This window comes from Chryseobacterium herbae (assembly GCF_025154075.1).
Lineage (GTDB): Bacteria > Bacteroidota > Bacteroidia > Flavobacteriales > Weeksellaceae > Chryseobacterium > Chryseobacterium herbae.
Window position 1 is genome coordinate 75,053 of the sequence record NZ_JAOAMU010000006.1, and the last position, 26,359, is coordinate 101,411.

The following is a 26,359-nucleotide window of genomic DNA, read 5'->3' on the forward strand; positions in this document are numbered from 1 at the left end:
ACATGAAAATTTTATTCAAAAGTAAGATGGTACTATGCCTGACTTTATTTTCATTCCTATTCATTAACGCACAACAAAAAAGAAACATGGAAAACACCGCTTTATTAATGATCGATATACAGAATGATTATTTCCCGGGAGGGAAAATGGAGCTGGCCGGAGCAGAATCGGCTGCCAACAATGCAAAGAAGGTATTGGAGAATTTTAGAAAAAACAATCTTCCCGTCATTCACATCAAGCATATTGCAACGAATGAAGGTGCCGGATTTTTTCTTTCGGATACTTCAGGTGTTGAAATTAATTCACTGGTTTCGCCGAAAAGCAATGAAAAAATAATCATCAAACATTTTCCGAACAGCTTCCGGGAGACAGATCTTTTAAAATATTTACAGAAAAAGGGAATTAAGAATCTTGTGATTACAGGAATGATGACTGATGTCTGCGTGGATTCTACTGTCAGAGCCGCCTTTGATCTTGGATTTAAAAATACTGTAGTCGGAAATGCTACGGCAACCAGAGACAGAACGTTGAATGGGCAGACCATAAAAGCAGCCGAAGTACAGAGATCTTTTCTGGCAGGAATGTCTGCTTTGGGAAATATGTATGCTGAGATTGTAAGTGATATCGAAAGTTTTTGATATCTCTTTCTTCTTTAAATCTTTTTTTTCATCCTGAATTTAGCTTAAAAGAAGTGATGATTATATCCTATTTTGCGGCGTCAAATTAAATTCTGTAATTTTCGCCAAACTAATAATTGTTTTTATGCAAAACCAAAATAACACTGAAATCTTTTCTCTGGGTATTACAATGGCAGGAGCTGTATCTGCCGGATGCTACACAGCCGGAGTTATGGATTACCTTTTTGAAATCCTTGATCTTTGGGAAAGGGCGAAAGAAGGGAAAGTGTTAGAAGAGTACGCCGACAAAATCCCAAAACATAAGGTAAGAATTGATGCAATGGGCGGTGCCTCAGCTGGTGGAATGACTACAACAATGTCAGCAATTTATGCATTAAACGGAACCATAAATCCGGTAAAAGAAGCTGTTAATTTAGATGAATCGAAAAATAACATTCTGTATGATAGTTGGGTTTTGATGGGTGAAAATGATACCGATGACAAAAGATCTCTGCTTGAAAAACTTTTAGATACGAAAGATCTGGAAAAAGGAAAATTCAATTCCCTATTAAATTCCGAATTTGTTGATTCCATTGCAGATCAGGCGTTTTTGGTGGATAAAGATGTTGTGTTAAAACAAAAGGTTGACCAGCTTCCGTCTTACATTTCTAAAGATTTGCAATTATTATTTTCCCATTGCTTTTTGAGAGGTATTCCTCTCGATGTGAATTTCGAAACCTCAATTTCTAAGTTTGGAAGAAAAAGTGTCATTCCTAATCATAGTACTTTTGAGCACTATATTGTCACACAGTACAGATTAAATAACGGATTACAACCGGATAAAGAAAAATATCTGTGGTTAAATCCGTATGACAAACCCTATGCAGATACATTAAAGCTTTCTACAATTGCTACCGGAGCTTTTCCTATTGGTTTGGCTTTTCGGGAATTTAAAACGGAAGATCTGGGAGATGCCTATTTAAAAACGACCATAAAACGGATTATCACAGGTGAATTTGGAGATGATAATCCTTCAGCTAAGAATATTAAATTAAAGTTTTTTCCTAAAAATTATTCATCTGTTGTCATTGACGGTGGAGCCATCAATAATGAGCCGTATAGGGAAGTTCTTAGTGTCCTTCAACATCAAAACAGCAAGGCTCCGGATGATGGGTATCCGCGTTACGGGATCATTATGATCGATCCTTTTCCTGACAGAGCTCAGTCGCAGAAGCCTTATTCAAGGCCCAACGATGCTATTGACGTGGCACAGGGTATTATCGGAACCCTATTAGATCAGTCCAGAATAAAAAGGAGGGAGATGCTGGAGACAGACTCCAATAAGTATTTTAAGAGTATTGTATTCCCCCGAAAATGGAAAACCAATACGGAAAATAAAATTATTGGACCGCCGGATACCGTGACTTGCGCTTCGGCAATGGCATTTGGTGGCTTTTTAGATAAAAGTTTCAGGCAGCATGATTTTTTCCTTGGCCGTAATAACGCTAGAAATTTTTTACGTTATTTCTTTTCATTTCCTTATGATAAACTTAATAATGATATTCATCCTATTCACCAAACCTGGACAGACTCCATGATTGATGCTTTCAAATTTGAAAAAGTTAAGGACAGCGGTAAGTTCTATCTGCCCATCATTCCCGATCTTTATCTTTTATCAGAAAGCGAGGAAACAAAATTGAGCAGGAGAACTCAATATGATATTCCCAAAACACCACGTTATCGTCCTGAAGAATTGTTTAAGCTGGAAAAGAAACTGAAACAAAGGGTTAGAAAAATTTTCAATGTAATCCAGTCCCGTGATTCCGGTGAAAATATAAATAAGAAGAATGTAAAAAACGCAGTAGCAGAAAAATGGATAAAGAAAAAATATGGCAAAAACTGGCTAGATAAAACTGGTGATTTCATCATGAGTCCCATATATGATTTAGGGATGTTTTTCGGAAAACGTGTCGTGGCAAAAAAAGTGACCCGGATGATTATATCAGAGATTTTGAAGGATCTTGGGAAAAAAGGACTTTTGGAAGATGATGAGAAATAGCGCTCGGGTTTCATTCTCTTTCCGGGTTATGAGTTATAAATTATGAGTTGTGAGTTGTGAGCAGAGGCGGGAGATCTTAGATCCGGATAAGAGAATTTAGATGATAAGACTGAAAAAAGGGAGATTGGAATTACTATCTATCTTTGTAAGGCTCAAAATATCGATAAACTGACCATTTATTTCCGGACAGCTTCCACATATTCAATAGGAGTGGGCTTCAGCCCACTTACAGGATTTGCGTATTATAAAAAGGCTTTAGCCAAAACTTAAACACCAGAATTTTCCTTTGGATCTTTCCACAATTAAATAAACCCCGAAACGCTAAGATCTGAAAAACGCTATCTCTAATTTTAGAGAAATATCCTAGGCCTGAGCAGGGATCACCTATGAGTTTTTAAGTAAGATCAGAAAAAAGACTCCTTTAAATAAGTAGTTCGCTGAATATCATTAATTTAAGTGATAGTAAGGCTTGTTAGGAAATAGAAGACTTCAATAACATGGATAGGTTTATTATATCCTGAATTTTATGATATTAAAAATTGAATTTTCCTTAATAAACTTCACGTTATTAAGAATGGTTCAAAATAACCGAAATAGGCCTCAAAGTGACAAAAAACAGCTTTTTTTAGCCCCTTTGTGGTTTATCATTCTTATTTTTGCATGTCAAGTAAAATAAATCATGAAGAAGCTCCAAGATATTCTTATCTCAACCAGAACAATGGCTGTGCTGTTACTGGTGTATGCATTTGCGATGGCTTATGCAACGTTCTTAGAAAACGACTACGGAACTCCTACAGCTAAGGCTCTAATTTATGAAGCAAAATGGTTTGAATTAATCATGTTTCTGCTCATTCTCAACTTTGTAGGAAATATCGCCAGATATCGACTGTGGAGAAGAGAAAAATGGCCGGTTCTGGTCTTTCACCTTGCCTTTATCCTTATTTTTATAGGGGGTGCTATCACAAGATACATCAGTTTTGAAGGGACTATGCACATCAGAGAAGGTGAAACTTCCAACGAGATTGTGACCGACAAAAATTTCTTTAAAATCCAGATCGAGGATAAAGGAGATGTTCTTAACTATCAGGACGTTCCTTATCTGATGTCTCCTCTACACAAAGACTTTAAAGCAACTTACGATTTCCACGGAAAAGAAGTAAAAGTTTTTACCAAAGACTATATCCAGAGAAAAAAAGACAGCTTAATTGCTGAGCCCAACGGTACAGAATATCTTCACCTGGTTTCAACAGGAACTACAGGAAGACAGAATATCTACATCAAACCGGGTGAAACAAAATCCATCAACGGAACTTTGGTAACGTTCAACAGAGCGATCGAAGGCGCTGTGGAATTTAAAAAAGAGGACGGAAAAATATTCATCAAAACACCTGTTGATGCTGCCTTTATGACCATGGCAACGCAGGCGACGGGAAGTACCAAGAAAGATGAATTCCAGCCGTTGGTATTGAGAAGTTTATATACCATCAACGAATTGAAACTAGTTGTTCCTGAAGGTCTTAAAAAAGGAAGACTGATGGCTTTCGAAGGGGATAAAAAGAAAGATGCGATGGTACCTGATGTGCTTAGAATAGAGCTTCAGGGGCCAAAAACAAAACAATTGGTTGATCTTTCTGTTGAAAAGGGAAATCCAAATGCATTCAAGCAGGTAACCATGGACGGGCTGAATATTATGGTAGGTTTCGGACCTAAAGTATATAATACGCCTTTCGCATTGAAACTGGATGATTTCGTGATGGAAACTTACCCTGGAAGTACCTCTCCAAGTGCTTATGAAAGTCACATAAAAATCATTGACGAAGGAAAAGAAACGCCTTATAAAATCTACATGAACCACGTTCTGAACCATAAAGGATACCGTTTCTTCCAGTCAAGCTTTGACCCGGACAGAATGGGAACTGTACTTTCTGTAAACCACGATTTCTGGGGAACCATTATCTCTTACATCGGATACGGACTTCTGTTCTTAGGAATGTTTGTGATCTTCTTCTGGAAAGGAACTCACTTCTGGAAACTGAACAAAATGCTGACAGATATCAACAAAAAGAAAAGCGCTGCAGTTCTTTTAGTGTTGTTAAGTTTAGGCTTAGATGCACAAAAAATTGAAACTCACGGAACGACTGACGGAAGCAGAGAACATATTCATGTGGAAGGAGACGATCATTCTCACGCTCCGGCTCCGGCTGCCCAACCGCTTGATGGTGCTGCTCCAAAGCAGAATTCACTGGCAGCTCCTTTAAGTAGAATGAAATCTATATCCCCGGATGAGATTATTGCAAGAAACAGAATCAGCAAAGAGCATGCAGATAAATTCGGATACCTTTTGGTACAGAATTTCGACGGAAGAATTGTTCCGATCAATACAGAAGCTCTGGATGTTTTAAGAAAACTATACAAAAAAGACAAATTCGAAGGAACAGACGGAAAGTCGCTTACGGCTAACCAATGGTTCCTGTCTATCAATACAGATACACCAAGCTGGACCATGGTTCCTATGATCAAAGTAGGAACGAAAGGAGGCGATGAGTTGAAAAATAAAACAAAGGCTGACGAGGAAGGCTACACTTCACTGATGAACCTTTTCCCTGCAGATGCCAACGGTAACCTGACTTATCTTCTTGAGCATGATTATAACACTGCATTCCGTAAAAAGCCTTCTGAGCAGACCAATTACGATAAAGAAGTAATTTCTGTAAACGAAAGAGTACAGATCTTTAATGAATTCTTCAGCGGTCAGTTTATGAGAATTGTTCCCGTAAAAAATGATGCAAACCACACTTGGCATTCCTGGCTTGACCAGAAATTCGAGCCGGATATGGAATCGCAGCAGGTAATGGGACCTTATTTTGCAGAAGCTCTTACCGCTCAGAAAACAGGAAACTGGAGCAAGGCAGATGCTGAATTGGCAAAACTGTCAGACTATCAGCAGAAATGGGGTAAAGCAGTAGTTCCTGCAAAATCTAAAGTAGATCTTGAGGTGTTCATGAACGAAGTGAATATCAACTTCAAATTATTGATTTTCTATACCATAATAGGTGGATTATTATTGATTTTTGGTTTTGTTGAATTGTTTAAATCCAGTAAAGTTTTAAATAGAGTTATCAGAATAATTATCTATGTGGGACTTGTAGGATATATTTTACATTTCCTTGGTCTTGTTGCAAGATGGTATATTTCCGGACACGCACCATGGAGTAATGGCTACGAAGCAATTATCTTTATTTCTTGGGTAGGTATTTCTGCGGGACTCATGTTCTATTTTGGTTTCGGAAGACTTTCTTTAGCTGATAAAGCTGTATTGGCTGCAAAGCAATTAATCACTAAAAATAAATCTAACGCACTAATTCCTGCATCAGGATTTATGGTGGCCGTTATTATGATGGGATTTGCGCACGGAGGTTCAGCGCTTGATCCTCAGATTACACCGCTTGTTCCGGTATTGAAATCTTACTGGTTGATTGTTCACGTAGCAATCATTACATCAAGTTACGGTTTCTTCGCCCTGTCAATGATCATTGCAGTGATTTCTCTGGTATTTTATATTATTTCCAATAAAGATACCTACAAACTTCATCACGATTCGACATTAAAAGAATTGGTTATCGTTTCTGAAATGTCTCTTACTATTGGTCTTTTTGCCTTAACGGTAGGAAACTTCTTAGGAGGGATCTGGGCTAATGAATCATGGGGAAGATACTGGAGCTGGGACCCTAAAGAAACATGGGCATTCATCTCCATCATGGTATATGCTTTTGTATTGCACATGAGATTGGTTCCCGGATTGAGAAGCAGATGGGCATTCCACGTAGCAACGATGTTTGCATTCTGTTCTATGGTAATGACTTATTTCGGAGTAAATTACTATCTGAGCGGGCTTCACTCATACGCGGCAGGAGATCCGGTTCCGGTTCCGGCTTGGGTATACATCGGATTAGGAACAATGCTTCTTTTATCAGCTGTTTCTTACTTCAAATTTAAAACCTTAACGAAGAAATAAAACGTTAACAACATAACAACTGAAATCCTGGAATTCATTTTCCGGGATTTTTTTGTGCGGGTTTGGGGATGCGGGGTTCGGGTTTTCAGTTTTGAGTTATGAATAATGAGTTTGTTGTGAGATGCGGGTTTCGGGATTCGGGATGTTGCCTGCAATTTCTATGGATCACCAATTGATCTAGACCCTCATTCCTATTCCCTGAAGAGGTGGATTTTGAAAAGTAAAAAGCTGGGGTGGTTAAAAAGATTCTCAACCAGCATTCGGATTGTCCCACTCATCACGTCCCAAACCCGCACCTCGCATCCCGAAACCCGCACCAAAAAAAACTCACCACCCATCACTTAAAACTCAAAACTATTCCATATCTTTATGATATCAAAATAATATCACATTAAAAATTACAATCATGGAAAAAGTATTAAAGCCCATGTCGGGTTATCTGGCATTAGTCTTCTGTCTTATTTTATTTGCAGGAGCCGTCTTTTTTTTTATTTCCGGAGTTGAGCAGAGTATCACGTTTGTGATCATTGCGATGCTTTGTTTTCTGCTGTTCTGTTTCTTTCTGAAGGGACTGATGATCATTCAGCCGAACCACTCAAGAGTACTGAATTTCTTTGGAAAGTATGTGGGAACGGTAAAGGACAATGGATTATTTTTTATCAATCCTTTGTATTCGTCTCAGAAAATGTCATTGCGTTCGGAAAACCTGCAGGGACAGACTTTGAAAGTAAACGATAAAATGGGTAACCCTATTGAAATCGGGGTAGTGATGGTTTGGAAAGTAGGAGATACGTATAAAGCAGCATTCGATGTTGAGCGTTATTCAGACTTTGTGAAGATGCAGAGTGAAGCGGCAGTACGTCATTTGGCGATGAGTTTTCCTTATGACAATTTAGAAGATGATCATGCACCGATTACTTTGAGAGAAGGAGGTGATAAAATCAATTCTATTTTGGAGCAGGAGCTTACAGACCGTCTTTCAAAAGCGGGAATTATCATTCAGGAAGCAAGAATTTCTCACCTGGCGTATGCTTCAGAAATTGCAGGAGCGATGCTTCAGAGACAGCAGGCCACAGCTATTGTAGCAGCAAGAACCAAAATTGTAGAAGGCGCCGTAGGAATGGTAGACCTGGCATTGAAAAAATTGTCTGAGGAGAATATCGTAGAGCTTGATGATGAAAGAAAAGCAGCTATGGTGAGCAATTTAATGGTGGTACTTTGCGGTGAAAAAGCAGCCCAGCCTATATTAAATACCGGAACTCTCTATTAATAGGAGGAGCATAAGTGAAAAATGAATTCTTAGATTTTATGACAGCTCAGGCATAAAGTGTATTTAAACGAAGTCTTTGCATCTTATGCATTAATGAAAAGAATTATTAAACAGGCAAAGAGAAAAAATGAAATCGGAAAAAACTTCAAAACCCTCTGAAAATAAAGGCAAGAAATCCTTCGTCATAAGAATCGATGAATCTACCTATAAAATGGTGGAGAAGTGGGCGAATGACGAGTTCAGGAGCGTAAACGGACAGATCGAGTATCTGTTGCATCAAAGCCTGGTCAATTCAGGGAGGAAAAAGAAAGACGAGGATGAGTAAACCTTTGTAGGTATTCTTCCAAAAATCATAATCCAATTAACCTTAACTCAATAAAAAAGCAGAGAAATTTTCTCTGCTTTTTATATTTTTAATAAATCAAGTGTTATTCAAATAAAGTGGTAAAGTAATTGCTGATTACAGTCCAGAAATTTTTACCCAGGAAATAGATCAGGGTAGAAGTGATAATTCCTTTTACCGTGAAGAATATAATCCCGCCTATCCCAAATTTTTTCACTAGACTTTTCCATTTGGAAGTCTTCTTTTCCTCTGCTGTATGAGTATCCTCTACGGTCTTGTTATTTTCCATTCCTGAAATTCAAAAGATTACGCTACAAAGATAAGCATGTTTATAATTAGTCCAAATAAAAAGCAGCTTAAAAATTAAAATTTTGAGGTTCGCATAATATTTCTATCTTTAGAGGAAACGAAAAGTAAACATTTTATGTCTAAAAAAGTAAAGGATTTCGGAATCGAAAAAACACTCAAAAACCTTGGTATTAAAGAAGAAAATAAGGGGACTTCAGTGGGTGGAAAATATTTTGCTTCGGGGAAAACGATAGAAAGTTTTTCTCCCGTAGACGGCAGATTAATCGCCAAAATTAAGACTTCCGGAGAAAGTGATTATGATAAAGTAATTGAGACGGCTCAGAATGCGTTTCAGGAGTTTAGATCCATCCCTGCTCCTAAAAGAGGTGAGATCGTTAGGCAGCTTGGCCAGAAATTAAGAACATATAAAGACGACCTTGGAAAACTGGTTTCTTATGAAATGGGTAAATCCCTTCAGGAAGGTCTTGGAGAAGTTCAGGAAATGATTGATATCTGTGATTTCGCAGTTGGGGTTTCAAGACAGCTTCACGGCTATACGATGCATTCGGAAAGACCTGGTCACAGAATGTATGAGCAGTATCATCCGCTTGGAGTAGTGGGAATCATCACCGCATTCAACTTCCCGGTTGCTGTATGGGCTTGGAACACCGCTTTAGCATGGATCTGCGGAAACGTGACGATCTGGAAGCCATCAGAAAAAACACCATTGTGTGCCATCGCATGTCAGAACATTATGGCTGAAGTAATAAAGGAAAACAATCTTCCTGAAGGTATTTCAAGTGTATTGGTTGCTGACCATGAGATCGGACAGAAATTGGTAGATGATAAAAGAGTTTCATTGGTTTCTTTCACAGGTTCTACAAGAGTAGGAAGAATGGTTTCTTCTAAAGTGGCAGAAAGATTCGGGAAATCTATCCTTGAATTAGGTGGAAACAATGCCATTATCATCTCTAAAGATGCAGATATTGACATGTCTATCATCGGAGCTGTTTTCGGAGCTGTAGGTACGGCCGGACAGAGATGTACGTCTACCAGAAGACTGATCATCCACGAAAGCGTATACAACGAAGTGAAGACCAGATTGGTAAAAGCTTACGGACAGTTGAAAATCGGAAATCCGTTGGATGAAAATAACCACGTAGGACCGCTTATCGATGTTGATGCTGTTAATCAGTACGAAGAGGCTATCAAAAAATGTAAAAAAGAAGGTGGAAAATTTGCAGTTGAAGGTGGCGTACTAAGCGGAAAAGATTACGAATCAGGATGCTATGTAAAGCCATGTATTGCAGAAGTTAAAAACTCTTATGAGATCGTTCAGCACGAGACTTTCGCGCCGATCTTATATCTGATCAAATACAAAACATTGGAGGAAGCTATTGCGATCCAGAACGATGTTCCTCAGGGATTGTCATCTGCTATCATGACTCAGAATCTTAGAGAAGCAGAATTATTCCTTTCTCATGCAGGTTCAGACTGCGGTATTGCGAACGTAAACATCGGAACTTCTGGTGCGGAAATCGGAGGTGCTTTCGGTGGTGAAAAAGAAACCGGAGGCGGAAGAGAATCCGGATCTGACGTTTGGAAATACTATATGAGAAGACAAACCAACACAATAAATTATACAGCTCAACTTCCTTTGGCACAAGGGATTAAATTTGACCTGTAAAAATTCTAATTTAAATCATTTAACGATTTAAAAATTTAAAAATTAATAACCTGGAATGTTTAAATCTTTTTAATCATTCAATTTTTAAATCAAACACAGTTAATTATGGAACAAACAATTGATATAAAAGCAAATAAAGTAAAAGAAACAGTAGGAAGACACGTTTTGGCAGACGGCTTTGATTTTGTGATGGATATTGAAAGATCCCACGGTTCATGGCTATATGACAAGCTTACAGACAAAGAGTATCTGGATATGTTCTCTATGTTTGGATCAGCTTCTATAGGGTACAATCACCCTTATCTGGTAGAAAGATCAGAATGGCTGGGAAGAATGGCTGTGAACAAGCCTACTTTAGCAGACGTGTACTCAGAAGAATATGCTCACTTTCTGGAAGTTTTTGAAAGAGTAGTGATTCCTGAAGAACTGCAGTATGCTTTCTTTATTGAAGGTGGAAGTTTAGGGGTAGAAAATGCAATGAAGGCGTGCTTCGACTGGAAAACGCGTAAGAATTTTGAAAAAGGACTTCAGACGGAAGCCGGGATCTGTATTCATTTCAGACAGGCATTCCACGGAAGAAGCGGCTATACATTGAGCTTAACCAATACTTCTGACCCAAGAAAATATCAGTATTTCCCGATGTTTGAATGGCCAAGAATCTTAAATCCTAAATTATCTTTCCCTATCACGGAAGAGAACTTAGAGGAAACTATTAAGAATGAAAGATTAGCTCTTCTTCAGATTGAGGAAGCTATTCTGATGAATCCTGATAAAGTGGCATGTATCATTATTGAGCCTATCCAGGCTGAAGGTGGTGACAATCACTTCAGAGACGAGTTCTTAATGGGATTGAGAAAACTGTGTGATCAGAATGAGATCTTACTGATCTTTGATGAAGTTCAGACAGGTATTGCCATCACAGGGAAAATGTGGGCGTTCCAGCATTTTACAGCAAAACCGGATATTATTTCTTTCGGTAAAAAAGCTCAGGTTTGTGGGGTTTTAGCGAATAAAGAAAAATTTGATCAGGTTCCGAACAATGTTTTCAGAGAAAGTTCAAGAATTAACTCTACTTTCGGAGGGAACTTTATCGACATGCTTCGTTTCCAGTTGGTGATGGAAGTAATCGAAAAAGAAAACCTTGTGGAAAACGCAAGAGTGGTTGGAGATTATCTGTTGGAAAGATTAAAAGAACTGGCTCTGAAATATCCTGAGAAAATTTCAAATGCAAGAGGAAGAGGCCTGATGTGCGCTATTGATCTTCCTTCAGGAGAAGCCAGAAACCATTTAATGAACGAGCTTTTCAAAGACGGATTGATCATTCTTCCGTGTGGAGATCAGTCACTTCGTTTCAGACCACATCTTAATGTGACACAGGAAGAAATTCAGTTAGCGTTAGATAAAATCGAGAACAATCTTAACAAAATTTAAAATCAAAGATTTGTAATTTTCAAAAAAACATTGTACATTTAGATACTCAAACGATATAGAATATGGAAAGAAGTACGAGAGTATCGGTTTTTGAAAGTGATAAGCCTTCAGAAATCCAGTTAATAAAGTCTAAATTGGATGATGCACAAATTACAAACAGCGTCGAAAACAGTTATCTTACATTCACGACTACGCCTACCGCAACGTCGCTGAAAGTGATGGTAAATCTGGAAGACGAGAAGAATGCATTCGAAATTATAGATGCTTATCTTCAACAAAGTGAAAATCAATAAAACAATTTCATAATTTTAAATTTTACTACTTCGAACCGAAAATTAATTTTAATTAGTTTTCGGTTTTTTGATTCAAATAAGGACCGTTATTTAAATATTTAAAAATTCAAATATTTAAGAATTTAAAGATTTGGAAATTAAAGAATTAAGAAATTATGATCTTTTATTTTGTGAATAAAATATTCAATAGAGGTGGGCTTTAGCCCGCCCTGATCCGAAAAAAAAGTAAAATGTTAAAGAATTAAGAAATGACAATCTTGTATTTCGTGGGATAAGATATTCAGTAGCGGTGGGCTTTAGCCCGCCGAGATCAGATTAAAAACTAAGACGCTGAATAATTCAGATAGTATTACTTCTTGTTTCGTGGAATAAAATATTCAATAGCGGTGGGTTTTAACCCGCCTTAATTCAAATTAAAAAATAAGAGGTTAAAAAAATTAGAATTGTGATTTCGTGGAATAAAATATTCAATAGCGGTGGGCTTTAGCCCGCCTACTTCAAAATAAAAAAAATTCAAATCCGGCTTTAGCCAAAATATAAAATACCGAATCTCTTAATTCTCAATATAAAATAAACAACAATGAATGCAGAAACTAAGCTGAGAAAAGCTGAAATTGAAGACAGAAACGCCATTTGGGCTATTATCCAACAATCCATTGAAAGGAGAAAACAGGACGGAAGCACCCAGTGGCAGAATGGTTATCCTAATATGGGAACGGTAGAAAGTGACATTGCAAAAGGCTTTGGATATGTGATGACGGTAGACGGAGAAATTGCTGTATATGCCGCTTTGATCTTAAATGATGAACCGGCTTACAGTACGATTGAAGGAGCGTGGCTGAGCGATGGGGAATTCGTTGTTGTGCACAGAGTGGCGGTTGATGGAAAATTTGCCGGCCAGGGAATGGTGAAAAAATTATTTGACCATATTGAAGATTTTACAAAATCCCAGGAAATCCAAAGTATAAAAGTAGACACAAATTACGATAATATCGCCATGCTGAAAATCCTTGAAAGCAAGGGTTATTCCTATTGTGGTGAAGTTCTTTTGGCAGACGGAATGAGAAAGGCCTATGAGAAGATTATAATTTAAGCAAAAAGTTAAATCAACTTTCATTGAATTTTTAAAAGAAGTTGTATTTATAAACTCTATCATGTTTGTTCGTTTAGTTCTGAACTAATTTCTACTTTTGTCAAAATTTTTATATTATGCACCAAAGTATAGAAATTGATGAAAAAATTTTTCAAGATGCCGTAAAGTTTTATGGCACCGTTTTCAACCTACCGCCTTTAGCGTCAAAAATCTATGCCTACCTGCTTTTCGATTACGAGAAAGTAGGTATTACTTTTGACGAATTTGTCGAAGTGCTTTCCGCGAGCAAAAGCTCTGTTTCCACCAGTATTTCACTACTGTTGAATGCACAGCTCATCATCGACCACAACAAAATGGATGAGCGAAAACGGTATTTTTTCATCAATGATGAGTACAAGAAGATCAGATTTGAAAAAATTGTTCAAAAAATGGAGGACGAACTCAAACTGCTGGATGACCTAAACAACTTTAAAAAAAATCATGACAATGAATACAACGAACGGGTAGAAGCCTACAAAGCACTCTTACATAAAAACATAGAAAATATTCAGGAATCTCTTAATAAACTTTAAAATGAATAATAAGCTAGTTATACTTTCTATTGCAGCGTTTTCACTGACAGCCTGCAAAAAAGAAGCTCCAAAACAGGATGGCCCAAAACCTTATCCCGTTGTCAATGTGGAGTCCAAAAATATAGTGGGCTATCAGACCTTCCCGGCTACCATACAAGGAAGGGTCAACAATGATGTCCGCGCAAAAATACAGGGATATATCACTCAGGTTTTAGTAGACGAAGGACAGTATGTGACAAAAGGACAGCCGTTGTTCCGTCTGGAGACCAATATCCTGACCGAAAATGCAGCAGCTTCCAAAGCTGGTATTGGTGCAGCCGAATCTACTATTGCAGCGGCACAGGCTTCTGTAAATGCAGCTCAGGTGGAAGTCAACAAACTGAAACCTCTCGTTCAGAAAAATATCATCAGCAATGTACAATTGCAGACGGCTCAGGCTAATCTTGCCCAGGCTCAGGCGCAGTTGCAACAGGCTACAGCAGCCAAAAGACAGGCCGTTGCCAATTATAAAGGGGTAGAAGCCAATATCGAGTACTCTGTCATTCGTGCCCCTATTTCAGGAGTTATTGGAAGACTTCCTTTAAAAGTAGGGAGTTTAGTAGGGCCGAGCGATCAAACTGCCTTAACGACTATTTCGGATACTTCTGAATTGTTTGTCTATTTTTCCATGAATGAAAAAGAATATTTTGATTTCCTTGAAAAATCTCCGGGAGCCAGTATGTCAGAGAAGATCAAAAATCTTCCCATGGTTGAGCTTCAGTTGGCCAACGGCAGTATTTATTCTGAAAAAGGCAGAATTGAAGCCATTACAGGACAAATTGATGCAACTACAGGAACCATTCAGTTCAGAGTTGCCTTTGCCAATCCACAGAAATTGCTGAGCAATGGGAACAGTGGATCCATCAGACTTCCAAAAACATATGATAATGTATTGGTCGTTCCTGAAAGTGCAACGTACGAACAGCAGGGTATTGTTTACGTTTATAAAGTGGATAAAGGAGATACGGCAAGAAATGTAGTGATTAATGTGATCGACAGAATTGACAATATGGCCTTAATAAAAACAGGTATCAATAAAGGTGAAATGATTGTTGCTGCAGGAATCGGAGGACTGAAAACAGGAACTGCTGTGAAGCCGAAACCAGTAAAAATGGATAGCCTTGTACAATCTATAAAACCGAAATTCTAAAATGATTAAAAATTTTATAAACCGACCGGTTTTATCCACCGTAATCTCAATCTTAATTGTGATTCTCGGGGTTTTGGGGTTGATTGCCCTGCCAGTCACACAGTATCCGGATATTGCACCTCCCACTGTAAGCGTTTCAGCGAACTATACGGGAGCCAATGCGGAAACGGTTATGAAAAGTGTTGTAGTACCTCTGGAAGAACAGATTAACGGGGTGGAAGGAATGGATTACATTACTTCCAGTGCAGGAAATGACGGTTCAGCACAAATTCAGGTATTCTTTAAACAGGGAATTGATCCGGATATTGCTGCGGTAAACGTACAGAACCGTGTGACCAGAGCAACACCGCTACTTCCAAGTGAGGTGACCCGTTCAGGAGTTGTCACGCAGAAACAGCAGACCAGTGCATTGATGTACATGTCTTTCTATTCTGAAAACAAAGACCTGGATGATGTATATCTTCAGAACTTTTTGAATATCAACATTATTCCGAACTTAAAAAGAATTAATGGAGTAGGTGATGCCAACGTTTTCGGGGGTAAAAATTATTCCATGAGAGTCTGGCTTGATCCTTCAAAAATGGCAGCTTACGGATTAACTCCGGATGATGTTACGGCGGCGATCAATGAGCAGAGTAGAGAAGCAGCTGCCGGTTCTATCGGACAAAACAGCGGGAGCTCTTTTGAATATATCATTAAATATGTCGGGAAATTCAACGAAAAGGAACAATATGACAATATCATCATTAAAGCGCTTCCAAGTGGACAGAATTTAATGCTGAAAGATGTGGCTAAAGTTGAATTGGCAGGACAGTCCTACACAGGAGTCGGAGAAAACGGAAACAACCCGTCCATCAGTATGGGGATCTTTCAGACGCCCGGTTCCAATGCCCAGGAAATTATTAAAAATATCAAAACCTATCTGAAATCAGCGGAAGGAAGCTTCCCTAAAGGCGTAAAATATACATTTAACTTTGATACCAACGAATTTCTTGAGGCATCGATTGAAAAGGTAGTTCATACCTTAATTGAAGCCTTTATTCTGGTATTTATCGTGGTATATATTTTCTTACAGGACTTCAGATCTACATTAATTCCGGCCATTGCGGTTCCGGTATCTATTGTAGGTGCATTCTTCTTCCTGAATTTATTTGGATATTCATTAAACCTTTTAACCTTATTTGCACTAGTTCTTGCGATTGGTATTGTGGTGGATGACGCGATTGTCGTCGTCGAGGCCGTTCACGCCAAGATGGAACACGGTATTGCCGATGCTAAAAAAGCAACCGTAGAGGCGATGGATGAAATCACAGGAGCTATTATCTCCATTACTTTGGTGATGGCTGCGGTATTCGTTCCGGTGACATTTATTACAGGTCCAACGGGGGTTTTCTATCAGCAGTTTGGTATTACACTGATCATAGCGATTATCATTTCTGCAATTAATGCATTAACGTTGAGCCCGGTTTTATGTTCATTATTCTTAAAACCTCACTCAGAGCATCATTCAGAATATAAAAACTTAAACCTGTTACAGAAATTTTTCTACAAGTTTAACATTGCTTTCAAAACGGCAACCGACCGCTATGGAAGAGGATTTGTATTCTTATTAAGACATAAATGGGTTACATTGGTCATCTTTGCGGTTACCGGAAGTATTTTATTCTGGGCAAGCAGCAGCATGAAGAAAGGTTTCGTGCCTACAGAAGACAGGGGGATCATCTTTACAGACGTACAGCTTCCTCCGGGCGCTTCCATGGAAAGAACATACAATGCTTTGAAAACCCTTCAAGCGAATGCTTTAAAAGTTCCTGGAGTACAAAACGTAACGATTTCCACCGGTAGAGGTTTCTTATCCGGAAACGGGAGTAATAACGGTCTTGCTTTCGTTAAGCTGAAACCATTTGACGAAAGGAAAAAAGACGGGCAGACCTCTGAAGATATTACTAAAAAACTATTTGGTATTTCAGGAAAAGTTCCGGATGCAAAAATCGTATTCTTCCAGCCGCCAAGTGTACCAGGTTTTGGTAACAGTGCCGGTTTTGAAATGGTACTGTTAGACAAATCAGGAGGAGATTATGCTGATCTTGATAACAAAACCAACGAGTTTATCGGAAAGCTGATGCAGAGACCCGAGATTGAATTTGCCCAATCATCATTTAATACAAAATATCCTCAGTATCAAATGGACATCAATGTTCCTTTGGCCAAGCAGGTAGGCGTTTCTGTCAATACGATTTTAAGTACGATGCAGGGATATATCGGAGGGGTTTACACCGCAGACTTTACAAAATACGGGAAACAGTTCAGGGTAATGGTTCAGGCACTTCCTGAAAACAGACAGAACATCAATAACTTAAATGAATTGTATGTGAGAACTGCTTCCGGAGTCATGTCGCCAATTTCTCAGTTTGTAACGCTGAAAAAAGCATACGGACCACAGTCAGTAAGCCGATATAACCTGTTTACTTCCGTGAAGATTACAGGGGCCAACTCCGCAGGATTCAGTTCAGGGGATGCAATTACAGCGGTACAGGATGTTGCCAAAGAAACTTTAAATCAAAATTACGATGTAGAGTTTACAGGATTAACAAGAGAAGAATTAAATTCAGGATCTCAGACCCTTTTGATCTTTGGATTAAGTTTAATTTTCGTTTACTTCATTCTTTCTGCTCAGTATGAGAGTTATATCCTTCCGTTGGTCGTGGTAATTTCTCTTCCTCTTGGGGTAATGGGAGCCTATTTCGGACAAAAAATAATGGGCTTGGAAAACAATATTTATTTCCAGATTGCTTTGATTATGTTGGTTGGATTGCTCGCGAAAAACGCCATTTTGATCATTGAATTTGCTGTTCAGAGAAGGCATCACGGAGAAACCATTGTCATGTCTGCGATCAATGCTGCAAAAGCCAGGTTAAGACCGATTTTGATGACCTCATTTGCGTTCATCTTCGGACTATTGCCATTGGTTCTTGCCAGCGGAATTGGAGCAGTAGGTAACCGATCTATTGCAACAGGTGCGGCGATAGGATTATTAATAGGGACCATTTTAGGACTTTTTGTAATTCCTGTTTTGTATGTGATTTTCCAGACTTTACAAGAGAAAGTGAAGCCGATTAAAAGAGAAGATATCAATTTAGCAGAATAAAATTAAGGTTTAAGATATTAGAAGTTAGAAATTAGAAACGAATCTAAAAACTAACTTCTAACTTCTAATTTCTAAACTCTAACTTCTAATTAACAAAAATGAAGAGTTTATTAAACATCATAAAAGGAATAACTTTTTCAGCTGTCATACTGGGAGCCATTACATCATGTATGGCCAGAAAAGACTATGAGAGACCGAAAAACGTTGTAGACGAAAAGCTTTTCCGTACAGATATGCTTCCTTCGGACAGTGTCAGTGTAGGAACTGTTTCGTGGAAGGAAATTTTTACAGATCCCATATTGCAGGGGCATATTTCCAAAGCTTTAGAAAACAACTTAGATATCAGGATTGCACTGCAGAGCATTGGTTCCGCAGAGGCTTACCTGAAACAGAGTAAAGCAGCCTACCAGCCAACCCTTTCTGTAGGACCGAACTATACGTTCCAGACGCAGTCTATCAATACACAGTTTGGGCAGATCATCGGAGAAAGACGTTATGTCAATCAGTTTGATATTACAGCGACTATCGGATGGGAAGCAGATCTTTGGGGAAAATTAAAAGCTCAGGAAAAAGCTCAGCTCGCGACGTATCTTGGAACTGTTGCTGCTCATAAAGCGGTTAAGAGTGATCTTGTAGCTTCTATTGCTTCGGCTTATTACCAGCTTCTGACCTTTGATGCTCAAAAAAGAATCATCAATGAAACCATTGCGGTAAGAGAAAAGAACCTAGAAACAACAAAAGCGTTAAAAATCTCAGGAAATGTTACAGAAGTAGCGGTACAGCAGAGTGAGGCGCTTGTTTTCAATGCCAAGTCCCTGCTGATCGATATTGAAACGCAGACTCAGTTGCTTGAAAACACGATGAGTCTTCTTCTGGGAGAACCTTCTCATTCGATTGCAAGATCTACGCTGGAAACACAAAAGCTTCCGATAGATCTTAAATTGGGTTATCCTGCACAGCTATTGGCTAACCGTCCGGATGTGATGAGAGCGGAGTATAGTCTGATGAATGCTTTCGAGCTTACCAAATCAGCAAAAGCTCAGTTTTATCCTACATTAAAGCTTACAGGAAGCGGAGGATTGCAGTCGGTGGACCTTGACCATTTGTTCAGTGTAAATTCACTGTTTGCGAATGTTGTTGCTGGTTTGGCTCAGCCGATCTTAAATAAAAGACAGATCCAGACGAACTACGACGTAAGTCTTGCGAATCAGGAAACGGCTTATCTGAACTTTAGAAAGACTGTTCTTACAGCTGGAAAAGAAGTTTCGGACGCGATCAGAGTATTTTCTGTTCAGGATTCTTTTATTGAATTAAAACAGAAAGAACTGGATGCTTACAAAAAATCTGTTGATTACTCTCAGGAACTGGTTACCTACGGGATGGCCAATTACCTTGAAGTATTGAATGCAAGTGTGAATTCATTAAACGCAGAGTTGAATATCTCCAATGCGGAATACAATAAAATGAAAGCTGCTGTAGAGCTGTATCAGGCGCTTGGTGGTGGATGGAAATAATCATTTTCATTCGATCAGTAATAAAAACGTACGTCATTTCTGGCGTACGTTTTTTTATTTTTTTTTGGAAAACGCTAAAGATTTTATCTGCAATAAAATTGATGAAAACTGTCATTGCGAGGAGTGTAACGACGAAGCAATCTCATCATTCTCCTTGGCTGAAAATCTTTGCGCTTTTTCAACAACAAAAATTACTAGTAATGAAGCCTTATGTAGGAGCTAGTTAAACTTTAGAAACAGCAAAAAAAATAATTTTATTTGCATATATGTAGTAAACTACGTAGTTTTGTAATGTAAAATAACAAAGACATGAAAGTACATATTCAACAACTAAATAATACCTATTCCGATCAGCTGATTGACATGATTCTGAATATCCAGCAAAAAGAATTTAACGTACCTATTACCATTGAAGATCAGCCTGATCTTAAACAAATTGAAAGCTTTTATACGGAAGCAGGTGGAAACTTCTGGGGTGCTTTTATTGATGGTGAACTTGTAGGTTCAATCGCATTGGTTAAATTTGATGAAAGGGAAGGAGCGGTCAGAAAGATGTTTGTCAAAAAGGAATTCAGAGGAAAGGAACTGAATATTGCGCAGGAGCTTCTGGAAGTTTTAATTGCTTTCTGTCGCGAAAGTGGAATAGATGCTATTTACCTTGGAACGGTTAATATATTGAAAGCAGCCATCCGTTTTTACGAACGAAACCATTTTGTACAGGTTGAAAAAGAAAACCTGCCGGCCCGTTTTCCATTGATGAGTGCGGATAATGTTTTTTATTCTTTAATCATAAACCAGACGGTATGAATATAATAGATGAATCGGGGATTCTTGCGATATCCACCAGACTTCAGCGTCTCAGTGAGCAGCTCAGAAAAGATGGAGCTTTGATCTACAAATCCTTTGGGATTGATTTTGAACCTAAATGGTTTCCTGTCATCTTTACGTTACACCATAAAAAAATGCTGAGCGTTGTAGAAATCGCGAACGAAATAGGATACACCCATCCTTCAACCATAAGTCTGCTCAAAGAACTGGAAAAACAAAAGCTTATCCAGTCAAAAAAAGATAAACAGGATGAGCGGAGAAGGCTGATTGTACTGTCTCCAAAAGGCATTGAATTGATTGAGAAAATGAAACCTGTCTGGGACTTAGTCTCAAAAGTACTGGGTGAGATTGCTGACAATGAAAATCATCTTCTAAAGGCTATTGATGAAGCGGAAGCGAAAATTGCTGAGCAGTCGTTTTATCAGAGGGCATTGCAATTAAAGAATTCAAAGTAAATATATTGATTGCCAGTTATTTGATTGATAACACAATCAAGGGATTTTCTACGAATCACTTTAAATCCCTAGCAGCAGCGGAAAGTTTACTGTAAATTCTGATAAAAAAAGTGCTAAAATATTTGGATATGCAGTTTAAATACTTACTTTTGTACCGCTTTAAGAAAGTAGGGGAATTAGCTCATCTGGCTAGAGCGTTAGACTGGCAGTCTAAAGGTGGTGGGTTCGATCCCCATATTCTCCACGGAGCAGATGATGTAAATCTCATCAAAAACGCTTGAAAAGCTTATTAATCCTGTAATTCTTCGGAAATACAGGATTTTTATTTTTAGATCTAGTCATTCATTTCTTTTAAGATGACTCTATCCATGATATTTTACTGACAAATGGATAAGCCCGGAAAAGAAAATTAAGAAACACTCATTCAACCTGTCGTTCGTAATGCTCAGTCAATCATTGAGTACTGAATCTGTTTTTTCGTTGTTCAATAGAAAGAAAAAGTATAGTTTTACGTATTCCTGCTTTATGAAAAAAATATATCTCTTTTTTTCTATATTGTATGTTACCGCTTTATTTTCTCAAAAGGAAGATTCGGCAACCCTTGTATCAGAAGTTAAAATTGATGCTTACAAGAAACCGTCAGGCTTTATGTCTTCCACAAAATCAGTTTCTGTAGTCTCAGAAAATGTACTTCATCAGAATACCCCCGAAAGAATGCTGGAATCCATCAATCAGACCGCTGGTGTCAGGATGGAAGAACGCTCTCCGGGAAGTTACAGGCTTTCTGTTCGCGGAAGCACTTTGAGATCTCCTTTTGGTGTTCGTAATGTAAAAGTGTATCTCGATGATTTTATTCTATCCGATGCTTCCGGAAATACATATTTGAATGTGATTTCTCCTGATCTGATCGACAGAATGGAAATTTACAAAGGTCCGGAAAGCGGAGATTATGGAGCCGTTACGGGAGGTACTGTTCTTCTTAAAACCAAAGATTCGGAAAACCTTTCTGCCCGCCTTTCCATTGGAAGCTATGGAACTTTTAATGAGAGTTTTAATCTGTCAAAACAACTTGGAAAACATTTTGTTGAAATTTTTCAGAGTCACTACCAGACAGATGCCTACAGACAGCAGTCTGAAATGCTCAGGAAGCAGATCTTCATCAAAGATCATTTTCAGTATTCAGAAAAAGGATTGCTCCAGGCTATGCTCATGTACACCGATCTGGATTACCGGACTCCTGGTGGATTAACGCTTGGACAAATGCAGGTTGATAGAAAACTGGCAAGACCTGCGACTTCTGCGCTGCCAGGTGCTTTGGAACAAAATGCAGGAATCCGCAATAAAATGGTTTTGGCAGGTCTTTCAAACGAATATAATTTTACCCCCGCTTTTTCCCATTTTATTTTAGTTCAAGGATCATATGTTGATTTTAAAAATCCGTTCATTACCAATTTTGAGAACCGTTTTGAAAAGAATTTTGCTTTACGAACTCATTTAAATTATGAGAAAAACTGGACGAAAATTTCACTAGCCTGGCGGTTTGGCTTCGAGGGAGGCATCAACGATATTTTGGTAAAAAACTACGATAATAATAAAGGATATCAAGGCAATCCACAGAATTTTGACTGGATCAGAAATACTTCAGGTTTTTATTTTCTGTCGCAGAAACTGAATTTTAATTCCAAACTTTTTACTGATATTTCTGTGAGTCTCAATTCAAATTCTTATAAAGGGGAGAGACTTTATCCTCAGTCACAGAGTCACAAAGTACATTTTAAAGAGCAATGGCTTCCGAATTTTGGGCTGACCTATCTGCTGGCAAAAGGTTTTTCAGTCAGAGGAAAAATAGGTAAGGGAAATTCTGCTCCCACCAATGAAGAAATACGGTCATCTACTCAGGAATTTAATGTTACGCTAAGTCCTGAATTCGGATGGAATAAAGAGGCTGGCATCAGAATGCAGTTTGGAAATTATATGTTTATAGAAGGGAGTTATTTTGACTTCCGTATGAAGGATGCGATTGTGAGAAGGCAAAATGAAGCGGGTCAGGAATATTTTGTCAATGCAGGAGAAACGGTTCAGAAAGGTTGGGAATTTCTTTTGGAAACTAAAGATTTTGATTTGAAAAATAATGTTTTCAGTAAAATAAAATTTCGGTTTTCAGGGGCATTTTACCACTTTAAATTTCAAAACTACCGGCAAAACGAAAATGATTTCTCGGGGAATGATCTTACAGGGGTTCCGGGAACAACACTTAACAGTTTACTGAATTTTACTTTTTTCAAAAAACTGTCTGTCGATTATTCCCATTTTTACACTTCAAAAATACCTTTGAATGACGCCAATTCTGTTTGGTCAGAGCCGAGTTTAATCGGAAATATTCAATTAAGATTTCCGGTCAGTTTGGATAAAACAAGGTTAAATCTATCCCTGCAGCTTCAGAATCTTTACAATGAGAACTATGTCTCCGGCTTTGATAGTAATGCGTTTGGAAACCGGTATTTTAATCCTGCTCCGAAAAGAAATTTTGTGCTGGGTATTAAAGCGGATTTTTAATCTCCGAAGCTAAAAAAGTACCTTGTCAGGTCTGATATGGGTATTCATCACCACAATGAGTTTGAAGAAAATTTCAAAAAATCAGAAGTTGTAAAAATTATGTAAAAGTCTTCAATTGAATTCTGTATTCCTCCACCAGACTGCATTTGTTTTATAAACTGATCTTTCCAGGGCCGGTTATCATTTCGTTAAAATAGAATTAAATAAAGGAGAATAGGGCCGCCTATTTTATCCGTTAGAACGTTGCAGGGAGATTGTAACGATTCTGGTTTTGTCTTATTAAAAACTTAACAAATAGATTATTTAAGAATATAATATATTAAAAACTAGTGTATTTGATTAATTTTATATATTTGTGATGAAAAATCACAGTTAATAGAATAATGGTGCTGTTATCATTTTAATCAACTTGAGAGTTAATCGATCAAACTGAAAAAAATAAAGCAATGCTAGAGTCGTTGTGATATACACCAGAAACTTTTTAAAAAAAATATTATGAAAAAAAAACTATTATTTTGCATGTCTTTACTGGCGGCCACATTGGCATACGCCCAAAATGATGATTGTTCAGGAGCAACATCATTAACTGTAGGTGCCGATTTTGCAGCAGGCGCCATTACTTCCACCAATACAAATGCTACTACTGACGGTTCTGTTCCATCGTGTAATTCAGATGCAGTGGAGAATGTCTGGTTCAGCGTAGTTGTTCCGGCAAGTGGAAACCTTAAGATAGAAACCCAGGAAGTTTCCGGGTCTTTATTTGATGATTCAGTACTTACTGTATACAGTGGAACCTGTGGATCTTTAACAGAGATTGACTGTAATGACGATGCTGGAGGACTTTTTTCGCTGATTTCATTAACCGGACAGACCCCGGGAACAACACTTTATGTAAGTGTATGGAAATATGATTCCGATACAGATAACGGAGAGTTCCAGATTTCGGCGTTTGATCCTCTACCACCTTCTAATGATAATTGCTCAGGGGCTACACCATTAACGGTAGGAACAGATTTCGCTTCAGGAACAACCACTTCTAACAATTCAGGAGCTACAACAGACGGGACAATTCCTTCGTGTAATTCTGATGCTGTTGAGAATATCTGGTTTAGTGTAGTGGTTCCACAGAGTGGTAATCTTACAATAGAGACCAAAGGAGCTTCCGGGTCTTCATTTGGAGACTCAACCGTTTCTGTCTATAGCGGAACTTGTGGTTCTTTAACAGAAGTCGGCTGTAATGATGATGGGGGTGATGGCCTTTTTTCGCTGGTCTCATTAACCGGACAGACCCCAGGAGCAACATTGTATGTAAGTGCGTGGAAATATGATGGAGGTGCAGGAAATGGAGAATTCCAGATTTCAGCATACGACAGTACAGCGCTGTCTACTCAGGAAGTAGCTGAAAACACAAAAAAGATCAGCGTATCACCCAATCCGTTCACTGATCAGCTTACGATTTCTGATATATCTGAAGTGAAATCAGTTAGCGTTACAGATGCATTAGGAAGATGGGTTAAAACTATTGAAAAACCATCTGCATCTATTTATCTGGGCGATTTAAAAGCTGGAATTTATTTTATGACCTTAAAAATGAATGATGGCAGTATCAAAACTTTGAAAACGATAAAAAAATAATCAATTTTTTAGTATTAATAACAACAAAGGCTGCCATTGGCTGCCTTTGTTGTTTACATCTCTAAGCAATTAGTCAACTCAATTTTGTTACTTTAAAAAAACAGTACGACAATGGATAATAGCAATACCATCAATTTTCCCAATCAAATAAAGCGCAATGCTGTAATACGTTTCCTGCACTTGTATGTTATTTCTTATGTGTATCTTTTTATATTCACGTCACAGGTTTCGCCTTTACAGGGAATCAATAAAACCGGAGTGTTGTGGCTGTGTAAAAATATTTTCCAGCAGAAGCAGGTGGAGTATATTATGATGACTGGCAGTGGCGATACAACCTTAGATTATTGGGTCGTGGTTGTCAATATGAGCTTAGCTGCAGTGGCTGCCCTCGTTGTACTTCTTATCGATAAAAAACAGCGTACATTTAAAGATCTTCATTGGTTTACGGTAGTCGTAGTGCGCTATTATGTAGCCATGATCATGCTTTCGTATGGTTTTGCAAAACTTCACAACGGGCAGTTTCCCGCCAACACAATTGGGCGGCTGGAAGAAAAAGTGGGTGATATGTCGCCCATGGGTGTGATATGGTCCATGATGGGCGCTTCTACAGGTTATACATTTGTTTCCGGATTGTTGGAAGCTACGGGTGGGCTTTTGCTCCTTTTCAGACGGACCAAAACTTTTGGTGCGCTTTTTTCCATGACGGTGATGATCAATGTAGCTCTGCTGAATTTTTTCTATGATGTGCCGGTAAAAATATTTTCCAGCCATATTGTTTTGTTTTGTCTATTTATTGTAAGTGGTGATGCCATTGCATTGTATCGTTTTTTTATTTTGCATCAGCCATCGCAATTGCGCTTTCAAAAACGCACCTCCGACAAAAGATGGAAGCGTATTACACTTATTAGCGCGAAGTGGCTTGTAGTGGCTATTTTTATATTCAGTTCTTCGACAACACTGTTCTATACACCTCCGGCCGTACCCATGGAGGGCGCTTATAATGTTGAAAAATTTATAATAAACAATCAGGAAGTGCCGTCGTGCAGCAACGATTCTGTTGGCTGGAAAAAGATATTAATCAGTTACCCTGGTCGGACAGGTGTAATTCTTAACAATGACAGCACCAAGGCGTTTCAGGGGGTTGTAGACACAGCAAAAAAAACACTTACTATTCGTAAAAAGGAACGGGACAATATCTACGCTTATCTGCATTACAATGTTCAAAAAGACAGCATCATGTTTACAGGAAATATTGGCCGCGACTCTGTAAGAATAAAAACAACAAGAAAGAACAAGGAAGATTATCGGCTAAACAAGCGTGGTTTTCACTGGATTAATGAATATCCGTTTAACAAGTAAGTGATAC

At 38.3% G+C, this 26,359-nt stretch carries 19 protein-coding genes and 1 tRNA gene; 19 read left to right on the forward strand and 1 reads right to left on the reverse strand.

The features are described from left to right. Positions 1 to 2: 2 nt before the first annotated feature. From N0B48_RS17610 to N0B48_RS17630, 5 genes are all read left to right on the forward strand, one after another. On the forward strand, positions 3 to 638 hold the full coding sequence (locus N0B48_RS17610; RefSeq protein WP_259840259.1) for a cysteine hydrolase family protein: 636 nt from the start codon (positions 3 to 5) through the stop codon (positions 636 to 638). Positions 639 to 762: 124 nt separating this feature from the next. Continuing rightward, positions 763 to 2,676 carry a hypothetical protein gene (locus tag N0B48_RS17615; protein ID WP_259840260.1) on the forward strand — a complete coding sequence of 638 codons (1,914 nt, stop codon included), beginning with the start codon at positions 763 to 765 and terminating at the stop codon, positions 2,674 to 2,676. Positions 2,677 to 3,355: 679 nt separating this feature from the next. Continuing rightward, positions 3,356 to 6,691, forward strand: a complete 3,336-nt coding sequence (locus N0B48_RS17620) for a cytochrome c biogenesis protein CcsA (protein WP_259840261.1) — start codon at positions 3,356 to 3,358, stop codon at positions 6,689 to 6,691. A gap of 406 nt (positions 6,692 to 7,097) precedes the next feature. Beyond that, positions 7,098 to 7,961, forward strand: coding sequence for an SPFH domain-containing protein (locus tag N0B48_RS17625; protein WP_259840262.1), 864 nt, complete (start codon positions 7,098 to 7,100; stop codon positions 7,959 to 7,961). Positions 7,962 to 8,088: 127 nt separating this feature from the next. Further along, positions 8,089 to 8,286: a type II toxin-antitoxin system antitoxin gene (locus N0B48_RS17630; protein ID WP_259840263.1), complete on the forward strand. Its 198-nt coding sequence runs from the start codon at positions 8,089 to 8,091 to the stop codon at positions 8,284 to 8,286. Positions 8,287 to 8,389: 103 nt separating this feature from the next. On the opposite strand, the gene N0B48_RS17635 is transcribed toward N0B48_RS17630, so the two are convergent. Beyond that, positions 8,390 to 8,593, reverse strand: a complete 204-nt coding sequence (locus N0B48_RS17635; RefSeq protein ID WP_072923564.1) for a hypothetical protein — start codon at positions 8,591 to 8,593, stop codon at positions 8,390 to 8,392. A 135-nt stretch (positions 8,594 to 8,728) separates the two neighbouring features. Here N0B48_RS17635 and amaB point away from each other — a divergent pair, with 135 nt between their 5' ends. The 14 genes from amaB (at position 8,729) to N0B48_RS17705 (ending at position 26,352) form a co-directional block, all read left to right on the forward strand. Further along, the gene (gene amaB, locus N0B48_RS17640) at positions 8,729 to 10,279 is read left to right on the forward strand and encodes an L-piperidine-6-carboxylate dehydrogenase (protein ID WP_259840264.1); all 1,551 of its coding nucleotides are present in this window, start codon (positions 8,729 to 8,731) and stop codon (positions 10,277 to 10,279) included. A gap of 105 nt (positions 10,280 to 10,384) precedes the next feature. Further along, positions 10,385 to 11,710, forward strand: coding sequence for an L-lysine 6-transaminase (gene lat / locus N0B48_RS17645; protein WP_259840266.1), 1,326 nt, complete (start codon positions 10,385 to 10,387; stop codon positions 11,708 to 11,710). A gap of 62 nt (positions 11,711 to 11,772) precedes the next feature. Continuing rightward, positions 11,773 to 12,003: a DUF2007 domain-containing protein gene (locus N0B48_RS17650; protein WP_259840267.1), complete on the forward strand. Its 231-nt coding sequence runs from the start codon at positions 11,773 to 11,775 to the stop codon at positions 12,001 to 12,003. Positions 12,004 to 12,583: 580 nt separating this feature from the next. Further along, positions 12,584 to 13,096: a GNAT family N-acetyltransferase gene (locus tag N0B48_RS17655; protein ID WP_259840268.1), complete on the forward strand. Its 513-nt coding sequence runs from the start codon at positions 12,584 to 12,586 to the stop codon at positions 13,094 to 13,096. A gap of 116 nt (positions 13,097 to 13,212) precedes the next feature. Next, positions 13,213 to 13,668 carry a transcriptional regulator gene (locus N0B48_RS17660; protein WP_223608014.1) on the forward strand — a complete coding sequence of 152 codons (456 nt, stop codon included), beginning with the start codon at positions 13,213 to 13,215 and terminating at the stop codon, positions 13,666 to 13,668. Between the two features lies 1 nt (position 13,669). Then, positions 13,670 to 14,857, forward strand: coding sequence for an efflux RND transporter periplasmic adaptor subunit (locus N0B48_RS17665; RefSeq protein WP_259840269.1), 1,188 nt, complete (start codon positions 13,670 to 13,672; stop codon positions 14,855 to 14,857). Position 14,858: 1 nt separating this feature from the next. Next, a complete protein-coding gene (locus N0B48_RS17670) occupies positions 14,859 to 18,005 on the forward strand; it encodes an efflux RND transporter permease subunit (protein ID WP_259840270.1) in 3,147 nt (1,048 codons plus the stop codon). A 98-nt stretch (positions 18,006 to 18,103) separates the two neighbouring features. Then, positions 18,104 to 19,519 carry an efflux transporter outer membrane subunit gene (locus N0B48_RS17675; RefSeq protein WP_259840271.1) on the forward strand — a complete coding sequence of 472 codons (1,416 nt, stop codon included), beginning with the start codon at positions 18,104 to 18,106 and terminating at the stop codon, positions 19,517 to 19,519. Positions 19,520 to 19,828: 309 nt separating this feature from the next. Further along, positions 19,829 to 20,326 (forward strand): GNAT family N-acetyltransferase, encoded by a 498-nt coding sequence (locus tag N0B48_RS17680; RefSeq protein ID WP_259840272.1) that lies wholly within the window; start codon positions 19,829 to 19,831, stop codon positions 20,324 to 20,326. After that, positions 20,323 to 20,802 (forward strand): MarR family winged helix-turn-helix transcriptional regulator, encoded by a 480-nt coding sequence (locus N0B48_RS17685; protein WP_259840273.1) that lies wholly within the window; start codon positions 20,323 to 20,325, stop codon positions 20,800 to 20,802. Before N0B48_RS17680 ends, N0B48_RS17685 begins: the two co-directional genes overlap by 4 nt. Positions 20,803 to 20,972: 170 nt before the next feature. Then, positions 20,973 to 21,046, forward strand: a tRNA-Ala gene (locus N0B48_RS17690). Positions 21,047 to 21,327: 281 nt separating this feature from the next. After that, positions 21,328 to 23,358 (forward strand): TonB-dependent receptor, encoded by a 2,031-nt coding sequence (locus tag N0B48_RS17695; RefSeq protein WP_259840274.1) that lies wholly within the window; start codon positions 21,328 to 21,330, stop codon positions 23,356 to 23,358. Between the two features lie 495 nt (positions 23,359 to 23,853). After that, entirely contained in the window at positions 23,854 to 24,993 is a 1,140-nt protein-coding gene (locus N0B48_RS17700; RefSeq protein WP_259840275.1) for a T9SS type A sorting domain-containing protein, read from the forward strand. 111 nt (positions 24,994 to 25,104) lie between these two features. Next, positions 25,105 to 26,352 (forward strand): hypothetical protein, encoded by a 1,248-nt coding sequence (locus N0B48_RS17705; protein WP_259840277.1) that lies wholly within the window; start codon positions 25,105 to 25,107, stop codon positions 26,350 to 26,352. Positions 26,353 to 26,359 lie beyond the last annotated feature (7 nt).

Coding starts and splice junctions, on each gene's coding strand:
- N0B48_RS17610 (WP_259840259.1), top strand. CDS start 3: ATGAAAATTTTATTCAAAAGTAAGATGGTACTATGCCTGACTTTATTT.
- N0B48_RS17615 (WP_259840260.1), top strand. CDS start 763: ATGCAAAACCAAAATAACACTGAAATCTTTTCTCTGGGTATTACAATG.
- N0B48_RS17620 (WP_259840261.1), top strand. CDS start 3,356: ATGAAGAAGCTCCAAGATATTCTTATCTCAACCAGAACAATGGCTGTG.
- N0B48_RS17625 (WP_259840262.1), top strand. CDS start 7,098: ATGGAAAAAGTATTAAAGCCCATGTCGGGTTATCTGGCATTAGTCTTC.
- N0B48_RS17630 (WP_259840263.1), top strand. CDS start 8,089: ATGAAATCGGAAAAAACTTCAAAACCCTCTGAAAATAAAGGCAAGAAA.
- N0B48_RS17635 (WP_072923564.1), bottom strand. CDS start 8,593: ATGGAAAATAACAAGACCGTAGAGGATACTCATACAGCAGAGGAAAAG.
- amaB (WP_259840264.1), top strand. CDS start 8,729: ATGTCTAAAAAAGTAAAGGATTTCGGAATCGAAAAAACACTCAAAAAC.
- lat (WP_259840266.1), top strand. CDS start 10,385: ATGGAACAAACAATTGATATAAAAGCAAATAAAGTAAAAGAAACAGTA.
- N0B48_RS17650 (WP_259840267.1), top strand. CDS start 11,773: ATGGAAAGAAGTACGAGAGTATCGGTTTTTGAAAGTGATAAGCCTTCA.
- N0B48_RS17655 (WP_259840268.1), top strand. CDS start 12,584: ATGAATGCAGAAACTAAGCTGAGAAAAGCTGAAATTGAAGACAGAAAC.
- N0B48_RS17660 (WP_223608014.1), top strand. CDS start 13,213: ATGCACCAAAGTATAGAAATTGATGAAAAAATTTTTCAAGATGCCGTA.
- N0B48_RS17665 (WP_259840269.1), top strand. CDS start 13,670: ATGAATAATAAGCTAGTTATACTTTCTATTGCAGCGTTTTCACTGACA.
- N0B48_RS17670 (WP_259840270.1), top strand. CDS start 14,859: ATGATTAAAAATTTTATAAACCGACCGGTTTTATCCACCGTAATCTCA.
- N0B48_RS17675 (WP_259840271.1), top strand. CDS start 18,104: ATGAAGAGTTTATTAAACATCATAAAAGGAATAACTTTTTCAGCTGTC.
- N0B48_RS17680 (WP_259840272.1), top strand. CDS start 19,829: ATGAAAGTACATATTCAACAACTAAATAATACCTATTCCGATCAGCTG.
- N0B48_RS17685 (WP_259840273.1), top strand. CDS start 20,323: ATGAATATAATAGATGAATCGGGGATTCTTGCGATATCCACCAGACTT.
- N0B48_RS17695 (WP_259840274.1), top strand. CDS start 21,328: ATGAAAAAAATATATCTCTTTTTTTCTATATTGTATGTTACCGCTTTA.
- N0B48_RS17700 (WP_259840275.1), top strand. CDS start 23,854: ATGAAAAAAAAACTATTATTTTGCATGTCTTTACTGGCGGCCACATTG.
- N0B48_RS17705 (WP_259840277.1), top strand. CDS start 25,105: ATGGATAATAGCAATACCATCAATTTTCCCAATCAAATAAAGCGCAAT.